The organism is Aromatoleum evansii, from assembly GCF_012910805.1.
Taxonomy (GTDB): Bacteria; Pseudomonadota; Gammaproteobacteria; order Burkholderiales; family Rhodocyclaceae; genus Aromatoleum; species Aromatoleum evansii.
This window is the reverse complement of record NZ_WTVK01000058.1, coordinates 24183-34620: the sequence shown is the minus strand read 5'-3', so window position 1 is coordinate 34620 and position 10438 is coordinate 24183. Positions and strand designations below refer to the sequence as shown.

The 10438-nt window shown below is 68.9% G+C and carries 12 protein-coding genes; 3 read left to right on the top strand and 9 right to left on the bottom strand.

The window, feature by feature from the left end; genetic code table 11:
- The first annotated feature begins 270 nt into the window (after positions 1-270).
- The 3 genes from GO615_RS29240 to GO615_RS22495 are packed head-to-tail and all read left to right on the top strand — an operon-like array spanning position 271 to position 2199.
- Positions 271-393 (top strand): hypothetical protein, encoded by a 123-nt coding sequence (locus tag GO615_RS29240; protein WP_280516645.1) that lies wholly within the window; start codon positions 271-273, stop codon positions 391-393.
- Positions 386-1261, top strand: a complete 876-nt coding sequence (locus GO615_RS22500; protein ID WP_169132120.1) for an ATP-binding protein — start codon at positions 386-388, stop codon at positions 1259-1261. The genes GO615_RS29240 and GO615_RS22500 overlap by 8 nt, the downstream gene beginning before the upstream one ends.
- Positions 1258-2199 carry a Nudix family hydrolase gene (locus GO615_RS22495; RefSeq protein WP_169132119.1) on the top strand — a complete coding sequence of 314 codons (942 nt, stop codon included), beginning with the start codon at positions 1258-1260 and terminating at the stop codon, positions 2197-2199. The genes GO615_RS22500 and GO615_RS22495 overlap by 4 nt, the downstream gene beginning before the upstream one ends.
- On the opposite strand, the gene GO615_RS22490 is transcribed toward GO615_RS22495, so the two are convergent.
- The 9 genes from GO615_RS22490 to glnL all read right to left on the bottom strand — a co-directional run bounded on the left by GO615_RS22490 (position 2190) and on the right by glnL (position 10404).
- The gene (locus GO615_RS22490; RefSeq protein ID WP_169132118.1) at positions 2190-2393 is read right to left on the bottom strand and encodes a DNA gyrase inhibitor YacG; all 204 of its coding nucleotides are present in this window, start codon (positions 2391-2393) and stop codon (positions 2190-2192) included. The genes GO615_RS22495 and GO615_RS22490 overlap by 10 nt on opposite strands.
- A gap of 13 nt (positions 2394-2406) precedes the next feature.
- On the bottom strand, positions 2407-3162 hold the full coding sequence (gene zapD / locus GO615_RS22485; RefSeq protein ID WP_169132117.1) for a cell division protein ZapD: 756 nt from the start codon (positions 3160-3162) through the stop codon (positions 2407-2409).
- A 122-nt stretch (positions 3163-3284) separates the two neighbouring features.
- The gene (gene coaE / locus GO615_RS22480) at positions 3285-3902 is read right to left on the bottom strand and encodes a dephospho-CoA kinase (protein WP_211167301.1); all 618 of its coding nucleotides are present in this window, start codon (positions 3900-3902) and stop codon (positions 3285-3287) included.
- Positions 3899-4636, bottom strand: a complete 738-nt coding sequence (locus GO615_RS22475; RefSeq protein WP_169132115.1) for an SPOR domain-containing protein — start codon at positions 4634-4636, stop codon at positions 3899-3901. Before GO615_RS22475 ends, coaE begins: the two co-directional genes overlap by 4 nt.
- Before the next feature lie 43 nt (positions 4637-4679).
- Positions 4680-6047, bottom strand: a complete 1368-nt coding sequence (locus tag GO615_RS22470; RefSeq protein ID WP_169132114.1) for a TrpB-like pyridoxal phosphate-dependent enzyme — start codon at positions 6045-6047, stop codon at positions 4680-4682.
- A 47-nt stretch (positions 6048-6094) separates the two neighbouring features.
- Positions 6095-6823, bottom strand: a complete 729-nt coding sequence (locus tag GO615_RS22465; protein WP_169132113.1) for a type III pantothenate kinase — start codon at positions 6821-6823, stop codon at positions 6095-6097.
- Positions 6820-7647 carry a biotin--[acetyl-CoA-carboxylase] ligase gene (locus GO615_RS22460; protein ID WP_169132112.1) on the bottom strand — a complete coding sequence of 276 codons (828 nt, stop codon included), beginning with the start codon at positions 7645-7647 and terminating at the stop codon, positions 6820-6822. The genes GO615_RS22465 and GO615_RS22460 overlap by 4 nt, the downstream gene beginning before the upstream one ends.
- A 225-nt stretch (positions 7648-7872) precedes the next feature.
- Positions 7873-9288: a nitrogen regulation protein NR(I) gene (gene ntrC / locus GO615_RS22455; protein WP_169132111.1), complete on the bottom strand. Its 1416-nt coding sequence runs from the start codon at positions 9286-9288 to the stop codon at positions 7873-7875.
- A 45-nt stretch (positions 9289-9333) separates the two neighbouring features.
- Positions 9334-10404 carry a nitrogen regulation protein NR(II) gene (gene glnL, locus GO615_RS22450; protein WP_169132110.1) on the bottom strand — a complete coding sequence of 357 codons (1071 nt, stop codon included), beginning with the start codon at positions 10402-10404 and terminating at the stop codon, positions 9334-9336.
- Positions 10405-10438: the final 34 nt, after the last annotated feature.

Below are 10438 nucleotides of genomic sequence, written 5' to 3'. Positions count from 1 at the left end.
GGGGGTTGGCGTCGACGGGGCGGCACAACTCGGGCACGACGGACAGGGTTTGGCTGCGGCGCACGGGGCGGTGGCGGTCGCGGGGGCAGGCGGCTGGCTGGCGCAGGCGGCGAGAAAGGCGAAGGGCAGCAGACACAGCAGGCGCTGCGCGGGAGATTTCGGGGCGCGCCGGTTCATGGGGTGGATCGGGTAGACTCGTGAAGGCAAGGGTCGTCAGTATACCGGCTTGGCCGGACAGGCCCGAATCGCCATTCCCGCAGGAGCGTGCAAATGTGGGTGATCTTTCTGGAGGCGGGCGTTGCGCTCGCGCTGCTGCTGGTGATCGTGTGGGCCACGTGGCCGAAGCGGCGCGAGGGCGAAACGAACGAAGGACGAACGAATCGAGATGAATGAACTAGCGCAGTTGGTGGTGCGTGCCGAGCAGCTGATCGGACGCCTGGAGCAGTTGTTGCCGCGGCCGGTCGAGGCTCCCGACTGGGCCGCGGCGCCGGCCTTTCTGTGGCGCAGACGCAACGGCCATGCGAGCCTGGTGCCGGTGACGCGGCCGCACGGGATCCGTCTCAAGGATCTGCGCGACGTCGACGACCAGAAGGAGCGCATCGATCTCAACACGCGCCAGTTCCTCGCTGGCAGGCGCGCGAACAACGTGCTGCTGACCGGCGCGCGTGGCACGGGCAAGTCCTCGCTAGTTAAGGCGCTGCTGAATGCCTACGCCGGCAAGGGACTGCGCCTGATCGAGGTGGATCGTGACGATCTGATGGATTTGCCCGAGATCATCGAGCTGGTCCAGGGGCGCCCCGAGCGCTTCATCCTGTTCTGCGACGATCTGTCCTTCGAGGACGCCGAGCCCGCCTACAAGGCGCTGAAGAGCGTGCTCGACGGCTCGGTGGCTGCAGTGCCCGACAACGTGCTGATCTACGCGACGTCTAACCGGCGCCACCTGATGCCGGAGTACCACGACGAGAACCTGCAGGCGCGGCATGTGGATGGCGAGATCCATCCGGGCGAGGCGGTCGAGGAGAAGATCTCCCTGTCCGAGCGTTTCGGCCTGTGGATCTCCTTTTATCCGTTCAGCCAGGATGAATATCTCGAGATCGTCGCGTACTGGTTGAAGAATTTCGGGCTGGAGCGCAAGGCGATCGACGGCGCGCGCCAAGAGGCCTTGCAGTGGGCGCTGATGCGCGGTTCGCGCTCCGGGCGCGTCGCCTGGCAGTTCGCGCGCGACTGGGCTGGGCGTTCCGATACGGGTGGCGCACGATGAGCAAGCGCGTGGAGGTGGCTGCGGGCGTGATCTTCGGCCGGGACGGGCGTTTCCTGCTCGGACAGCGGGCGCCCGATACTTTCTACGCAGGCTATTGGGAGTTTCCCGGCGGCAAGGTCGAGCCGGGCGAGTCGCCGGCCGACGCGCTGGTCCGCGAGCTCGACGAGGAGCTGGGCATCCGCGTGCGGGTCCTGCGGCCGTGGATCACGCGCGAGCACCTGTACGAGCATGCGCACGTGCGGCTGCACTTTTTCGAGGTTGCCGACTGGGAAGGCGAGCTGCGCGATCACGTGCATAGCGCGCTGTCGTGGGAGCCGGTGGACGCGCCGGAGGTCGGGCCCATGCTGCCGGCGAACGGACCGATCCTGAAAGCGCTGCGCCTGCCGCGCTGGATGGGGATCACGCACGCGACGGATATCGGCGTCGCGCGCCAGCTCGAACTGCTGGATGCGGCACTGGCCTCGGGCTTGCGCCTGGTCCAGGTGCGCGAGCCGGGGATGGGTGCGAGCGACTTGTGCGCCTTCGCCGCCGCAGTGGTGAAACGAGCGCGGCCCCGCGGGGCACTGGTGGTGGTGAACGGCAATGCCGAGCTCGCTGCCGAGGTGGGGGCGGACGGCGTGCATCTGTCCGCGGCGCAGCTCGCAGGCCTGGAGGCGCGACCGGTGCTGGAGTGGGTGGGCGCTTCCTGCCATACGCGCGCCGAACTCGAGCGGGCGGCCGGATTCGGCCTGGACTATGCGGTGCTGGGAGCGGTGTTGCCGACGGCGACGCATCCCGGGCAGCCGACGTTGGGCTGGGAGCGCTTCGCGGAACTGGTCGGCGGCCTGCCGATGCCCGTGCTGGCGCTCGGTGGGCTGCGGCGCGCCGACATGGAGCGCGCACGCGCGGCCGGTGCGCACGGCATCGCGGCGATCCGCGCGAGCTGGGATCAGTCCTGAGCGGAGCGGCCGGGGGGGCTTTGCTCGCCCGGATCGCCCTCGTCGGCGGCGGGAACGCGGTAGTCCTCGGATGCCCAGGCGCCCAGGTCGATCTGCTTGCAGCGTTCGGAACAGAAGGGCCGGAAACGGTTCTCGGGCACCCAGCGCACGGGGGCGCCGCATTGCGGGCATTTGACGGTGCGGACCTGCGCCATGTTGCGGGTGGCCTCAGAGGCTGCAGAAGGTGAGTTCGAAGTTGACGTCGCGCTCGGCGAGCCGAGGGCGGATCACCGTCTCCGAGAGCATGAAGCGGACGTTGAGCGCGTACTTGTTGGCGCTGATCTCGGGCACGACGGTGTCGGTCGGCGCCAGGCGCAGGCGCAGCATCTGGGCGCTGCGGCCGGCCATCATGAGCTGGTAGGTGCCGCCGCGGGCGAGCTGCGTCTCGGGGCGTCCGCTGGCGCGCAGCAGGCGCAGCACGATCGCGAGTCCGTCGCGGATCGGCAGCATGGGGTGCACCCAGTTGGACAGGTCGTGCCGGCGCTGGTCGGCGTCGCGCTGCAGCCAGTAGTGGTAGGAGGGCAGGTCGAACTGGCAGACGCCGCCGGGAATCGATGCGCGGCTGCGGATCGCCATCAGCCACTCGTTCTCGCGCAGATACTGCCCGATCTTGCCGGCCATGGCGAGCAGCGACGACGAGGCCTGCTCGATCTCGTAAAGGGCGCCGGACAGGGCCTCCTCGGAGATCTCGGGGTTGTTGCGGAAGGAGATCAGGATCTGGCGCTGGCGTTCGAGTTCCTGCACGAGGTCGACCTTGAGGTCGGCACGGCCGGCGACCTCGAGGATTTCGAACAGGGTGAGCAGCGTGACGTGGTGATCCTGGGGGGCATCGCCGCGCGAAAAATGGGCGAGCTTGTTGTACAGGTCTTCCAGGCGCAGGAGGGTGCGGATACGCTCGTTAAGAGGATATTCGTAGCTGATCACCGCATTTGCGCCTGAGAAAACCGGATCTCCCGTTAGTGCGGGGATGATAGCACAGGGGATATGCCGCGGCCCGTCAGTCTGCGCCGCGGAATCACCTGAAAAGCCTTTGTCCGTGGGCGTTTTCAGGCGACCGCGCGGGCAGCGGCGAGGTAGTTTTCATGCAGGCGGTCGACCTGGGCGATGAGGGTGGCAAGGTCGCCGCCGTTGTCGATGACGTCGTCGGCAACGGCGAGGCGCTGCTCGCGACTGGCCTGGGTCGCCATGATGGCGCGCACCTGCTCTTCGGGCAGTCGGCTGCGCGTCATGACGCGTGCGATCTGGACCTCGACGGGGCAGTCGACGACGCACAGGCGGTCGCAGCGTTCGCGATACTTGCCGGATTCGACCAGCAGCGGCACGACCAGCACGACATACGGGCTGCGGGCCGCGCCTACCTGACGCGCGCTCTCTGCGCCGATCGCGGGGTGCAGGATCGCTTCGAGCCGCCGGCGCTCGTCGGGATCGGCGAACGCGCGGTCGCGCATGGCCTTGCGATCGAGGGCGCCGTCGGGCGTGATCATCGCGTCGCCGAAGGCCGCGCGGATGGCGGGAATCGCCTGCCCGCCGGGGCCGGTGAGGGCGTGCGCGATGGCGTCGGTGTCGACGATCGCGGCGCCGAGTTCGCCAAAGCGGTCTGCCGCTGCGCTCTTGCCGCTGCCGATGCCGCCGGTGAGGCCGACGACGTAGGGGCTCTTGCTCATGGTGTGCATTCGCTGATGGTTGCGCCCGACCGGCGCACGGCCGGCGAACTGGTGAGGGTCTTGAGTGCGCCGGCCGGGCCGCGCACCTCGATGCGGTGAATGGTCGTCGTGCGTGACGCGATGCCGGCGCCGCGTACCTGCTTCGCCTGCAGGCTGGCGAGGTGTTGCTGGGCCTTGGCCTCGGTCTTGAAAAGGCCGAGCGAGATCGCGTTCTGGTTGGGGCCGGGATCGTTGACGATGAAAAGGTCCGACACCCCTTGTCCGCGCAGTTCGGCGACGCGCCGTTCGGCGGCGTCGCGTCCGCCGTTGGGCGGGATGCGCACCCACCATGCCGTGGGGGTGCTGCTGGTCTTGCGTTCGCTGCGCAGTCCGGGTTTGCCTGAGATGGCCGTCTGTATGAGCGCGTCGGCTTCGCCCTCGGCGAGCCCGCCGATGACGGTGCAGGCCGGCGGCGATGTCGGCGCCGTTGCGACAGGTGCTGCGGCGGGTGTCGCGTCGCGGCCATTGGCCGCCTCGGGTGCGGCAGCCGTCTGCTCCGGGGGGCTTGCCGGCGGGGCGGCTTCGGCCTCGCCCGGCGGGGTGCTGCCGCCGGGCCGCAGCACGATGCGGTCGGGGTTGAGCTGGTTGCTCAGGCGCTCGGGTTCGCCCTTCGGCGCGGAACCGCCCAGCCAGCCCTGGATCGACGCCAGGGCGAGCAGGTTGAGCAGCACGAGGATGACGAACACGATGCGCATGGGCGAACTTTACCGGATAGGCGGCCGAGTCACTGGATGCCGTTCAGCCGAACTTCGGCAGATGGGCGAGCGATGCGGCGACTGCCTCGGCCGGATAGTCGTAGTTCTCGAGCTGCCCGGAGAAGAAGCGGTCGTAGGAGCTCATGTCGAAGTGGCCGTGTCCGGTGAGGTTGAAGAGGATGACCTTGGGTTCGCCCGTGGACTTGCAGGCGAGCGCCTCGTCGATGGCGGCGCGTATCGCGTGGCAGGACTCGGGTGCCGGGATGATGCCTTCGCTGCGCGCGAACATGACCCCGGCTTCGAAGGTGGCGAGTTGCGGGACGGCGACGGCTTCGAGCAGGCCCTCGTGGTAGAGCTGCGACACCAGCGGCGAGTCGCCGTGGTAGCGCAGGCCGCCGGCGTGGATGCCGGGGGGCATGAAGTCGTGGCCCAGCGTGTACATCTTCATCAACGGCGTGAAGCCGGAGGCGTCGCCGAAGTCGTAGGCGTACTGGCCCTTGGTGAGCGTCGGGCAGGAGGTCGGCTCGACGGCCACGCAGCGCAGCTTCTCGGCGCGCTTGTCGCCCGAGGCCTTGTCGGCGAGGAAGGGGAAGGCGATGCCGCCGAAGCTCGAGCCGCCGCCGCAGGGGCCCAGCACCACGTCGGGGTAGAGGCCGATCTTGTCGAACTGCTTCTTCGCCTCGAGGCCGATGATGGTCTGGTGTAGCAGCACGTGGTTGAGCACCGAGCCGAGGGTGTAGTTGGTGTCGGCGCGGCTGGCGGCTTCCTCGACGGCTTCGGAGATGGCGAGGCCGAGCGAGCCGGGGTTGTCGGCATCCTTCGCGAGCGCATCGCGGCCGGTCTGCGTCATGTCGGACGGGCTCGCGAACACCTCGGCGCCCCAGGTCTGCATCATCAGGCGACGGTATGGTTTCTGGTGGTAGCTGACCTTGACCATGTAGACGCGCACGTCGAGGCCGAACATCTGGCCGGCGAAGGAGATCGACGAACCCCACTGGCCGGCGCCGGTCTCGGTGGCGAGGCGCTTGATGCCGGCCTGCTTGTTGTAGAAGGCCTGCGGTACGGCGGAGTTGGGCTTGTGCGAGCCGGCGGGGGAGACGCCTTCGTACTTGAAGAAGATCTTCGCCGGGGTGCCGAGGGCGCGTTCGAGGCGCACCGCGCGCATCAGCGGGCTGGGGCGCCAGATCTTGTAGATCTCGCGCACTTCCTCCGGGATCGCGATCCAGCGCTCGGCGCTCATTTCCTGCTCGAGGATCTGGCCGGGGAAGATCGCCATCATCTGCTCGGGGCTGACCGGCTTGCCGTCGGGCCCGAGCGAGGGGCTGGGCGGATTGGGCATGTCGGCGACGACGTTGTACCAGTGCGTCGGGATCTCGTTCTCGTCGAGCAGGATGCGGGTCGGTTCGGTCATCTGGTCTTCTCCCTCGTTGTCGTTTGGTGGTGGTGCGACGCGCTGCGCTATGGCGCGTCGGGCTGCGTGGCGGCGACCGCGAGACCCTTGAGGACCAGGTTGTCGACGCGGCGGAACGGGATGGCGAGCAGTTCGGCGAGCGCATCGGCGCCCCCGCCGCTCAGCAGGCACAGCGCCCGCGGCTCGCCGGCGATGTGGCGGAACATGCGTTCGACGGCGCCGGCCTGCGCATTCAGGCAGCCGGAGACGATGGCGTCGGCGGTATTGCGCGGCGCGGCGTCGAAGCGTCCTTCGGCGAAGGGGAGCTGCGCGGTGTCGCGGGCGAGCGAGCGGCGCATCAGGTGTTCGCCGGGGAGGATGAGGCCGCCGCGGAACAGGCCGTCGGCGTCGAGCAGGTCGACCGTGGTCGCGGTGCCGGCATTGATGACCAGGCACGCAGCGGGGTGCAGCGCGCGCGCGCCGATCAACGCGGCCCAGCGGTCGGTGCCGAGTTGGGCCGGATTGTCGTAGGCGTTGCGCACGCCACAGCACGCGGCGGACGAGCGCAGCCATTCCGGAGCCGGCGCGCGCCCGTGCAGCGCCAGCGCGATCGCTTCGGCGACGCTGCCGCCGGCGACGTTGGAGCCAAAAACCCGTGCAATGTCCGGCCGGGCCGCGGCGACGGCGGCGAGATCGCCGACATGCGCGTGTTCGAGCGCGCCCTCGTCGTGCCACGCCCCATCGCCGAACAGGCCCCATTTGACGCGGGTGTTGCCCGCGTCGATGAGCAGGATCACTGCGCGGCCCTCAGCGAGACTTCGCCGGTGAGGATGCGGACCTGTCCCTCGGCGGTGCGCAGCAGCAGGGCGCCGTCGTCGTCGACGCCAACGCAGATGCCGGTGATCTCCTTGCCGTCGCCGGTGACGCGCACGGGCAGGTCGGCGAAGGCGTTGCGCTGCTGCCAGGCGCCGCGTAGCGCGGGGAAACCGGCGGCGGCGTAGGTGTCGAAGAGCGCGTACAGTTCGGCGAGGATGGCTGCTAGGAGCCGGTTGCGCTCCGGCAGCGTCGCGAGGTGTTCGCTCAGGTCGGTGACGGCGGGCTGGTCGGGGATCTGCGTTCCGGTGGGCAGGTGGAGGTTGATGCCGATGCCGACGATGGCTGCCGGGGTGCGTCCGCGGCCGGGTAGCAGTTCGACGAGGATGCCCGCGAGCTTGTGGCCATTCACGAGCACGTCGTTGGGCCACTTGAGTTGCAGGCCCTGCACTCCGAGCGTTTCGAGGGCGCGGACGACGGCGAGGCCCGCGACGAGCGAGAGTCCCGCCGGCACCGGCGCGCCAGGCGCGAATCGCCATAGCGTGGAGAACGTCAGGCTGCCGCCGGGCCACGACTGCCACTGGCGCCCGCGCCTGCCGCGGCCCGCGGTCTGGCGTTCGGCGACAACGACGTGGATGCGTCCGTCGTCGACGGGCGTCGCATCCATGAGCACGCTGTTGGTCGAGGCGCACTCGTCGAGCACCTGTACGTCGAAGGTGCCGGCGAGGGAGCCGAGTTGCTGGAGGATGGCTGCGGCGTTCAGCGGCGCGTCGGGGGCGGAGGGACTCAAGCAGGTCTTCCCGTGCATTACGTGAAAACCTGCATTATCCGACATTGCATGCGCATGCACGAGTACGGTGCGCTGCATCCGTGCAGGCGCGTGGTTTGTGGGCGCGACTATGTGGGAGCGTCAGCCGCGAATAGACGGTGCCGCAGGCTGCACGGCCCATTCGCGGCTGAAGCCGCTCCCACAGGGGAGATCGGCGCCTGCGCACGGCCACGTGCCGTCGTCCCGCCGACGGGCCATGCGGCGTCAGGCGGGCGGTGGCGCCGGGCGTTCGTCGTCCATGCCGAGCTCCTGGATCTTGCGCGTGATGGTGTTGCGGCCGATTCCCAGGAGTTGCGCGGCTTCGATGCGGCGGCCGCCGGTTGCGCCGAGCGCGCGGCGGATCAGCGTGCGTTCGAAGTCGCGCGTGAGGCGGTCGAACACTTCGCCCGGCGAGGTCGCGATCAGGCGGTCGGCTTCCAGCGCAAGCCCGTCCGCCCAGCTGATGGGGGCCTCGCGGTCGGGCTGCGCCTTCATGTCGGGCGGCAGGTCGGCGATCTCGACGACCTGGCCGGGCGCCATCACGGTGAGCCAGTGGCACAGGTTTTCCAGCTGCCTCACGTTGCCGGGGAAGGGCAGGGCCTGCAGGTACTTGATCGCGGCGTCGGACACGCGCTTGGGCGCGACGCCGAGATCCTGAGCGCTCTTCTGCAGAAAGTGCCGGACCAGCAGCGGGATGTCCTCGCGGCGCTCGCGCATCGGCGGCAGGCGCAGGCGAATGACGTTAAGGCGGTGGAACAGGTCTTCGCGGAACAGGCCTTGGCGGACACGGTCCTCGAGGTTCTGGTGGGTCGCGGCGATGACGCGGACGTTGGCGCGGATGGGCTGCTGGCCGCCGACACGGTAGAAGTGGTTGTCCGAGAGTACGCGCAGCAGGCGCGTCTGCAGTTCGGCGGGCATGTCGCCGATTTCGTCGAGGAAGAGCGTGCCCCCGTCTGCCTGCTCGAAGCGTCCGCGCCGCTGCGCGGCCGCTCCGGTGAAGGCGCCGCGTTCGTGGCCGAATAGTTCGGATTCCAGCAGGTCGCGCGGGATCGCCGCGGTGTTGATCGCGATGAAGGGGGCGTCCGAGCGCGGGCTGTGGCGGTGCAGCGCGCGGGCGACGAGTTCCTTGCCGGAGCCCGATTCGCCGTTGATCAGCACGGTGGCGTGGGACTGGGCGAGGCGGCCGATGGCGCGGAACACCTCCTGCATCGCCGGCGCCTGGCCGAGGATTTCGGGGGCGAGCGCAGTGCTTTCAGATGCACCTTTCTGGTGCGCGCTCTGCGCGATCGCGCGCTGAACCAGTGCAACGGCCTGATCGACGTCGAAAGGCTTGGGCAGGTATTCGAAGGCGCCGCCCTGGAAGGCCGACACGGCGCTCTCCAGGTCCGAGTATGCGGTCATGATGATGACCGGCAACTGTGGGTGCAGCGTCTTCACGCGCTTGAGCAGGCCGAGGCCGGACTCGCCCGGCATGCGGATGTCGGAAATCAGTACCTTGGGCGGGACCGGCTCGATCTCCAGCGCGGACAGCGCCTCGTTTGCGGACGAGAAACTTCGGTGCGGGATGTCCTCGCGGCCGAGCGCCTTTTCCAGCACCCAGCGGATGGAGCGGTCATCATCAACGATCCAGACGGTATTCATACTCTAATGCACCTTTTTGGTGCGATCGTGCCGCATCCTGGGGCGTCAGGCACGGTCGATGATCGGCAACAGGATGGTGAAGCAGGTGCGGCCCTTGCGGCTTTCGACTTCGATCATGCCCTGATGTTGCTCGACGAAGCTCTGTGCCAGCGACAGGCCGAGGCCGCTCCCGCCTTCGCGCCCCGAGACCAGCGGATAGAAGATCTTGTCGCGGATCTCCTCCGGGATGCCGGGGCCGTTGTCGATCACTTGCAATTCCAGTGCCAGCTTGTAGCGGCGCTTCGCGAGGGTGACCTGGCGTGCGACGCGCGTGCGCAGGCGGATCTCGCCGCGGCCTTCCAGCGCCTGCGCGGCATTGCGCGCGATGTTGAGGATGGCCTGGATGAGCTGTTCGCGGTCGGCGGTGACCTCGGGCAGGCTCGTGTCGTAGTCGCGGCGGATCGCGATCTCGGGGAACTCGGCGAGGATCAGGCGGCGCACGCGTTCGAGCACGTCGTGGATGTTGAGCTGGTCCGGCCGCATCATGCAGTGCGAGGTCAGCAGCCGGTTCATCAGGTCCTGCAGGCGGTCGGCCTCGGCGATGATGACCTCGGTGTATTCGCGCAGCTGCGGATCGGCGAGCTCGCGCTCGAGCAGCTGTGCCGAGCCGCGGATGCCGCCGAGCGGGTTCTTGATCTCGTGCGCGAGGTTGCGGATCAGCTCGCGGTTGGCCTGCTGCTGTTGCAGCAGCTGTTCCTCGCGCGCGACGCGCAGTTGCGCGTCGATGGGGCGGAACTCCAGGAGCAGGCGCAGGCCGGCCGCCTCGGCCGGGCTCACGGTGCAGTCGACATGCAGCGGTTCGGCGTCGGGGCGGGCGATCTTCAGGTCCTGCCCGGTATAGCTCCAGTTCTTGCGCAGCGCGTTGTCGAGCGCGGCGGCCAGGCCGGCGGGTTCGCCGAGGAGTTGCGACAGCGGCGCGCCGATGAGGCGGCGGTGGCTGACGGCGAAGAGGTTCTCCGCGCCGGCGTTGAGGTAGCGGATCAGCAGGTGGTCGTCGACGACGACGACGGCCGACGAGAGCAGGTCGAGTCCGGCGAAGGGGCCTGCGAGACCGGGGGGTTTGGGTGTGGTGGGCATGGGTGTGTTCTCGGAATCCCCTCGGGTCTCGCAA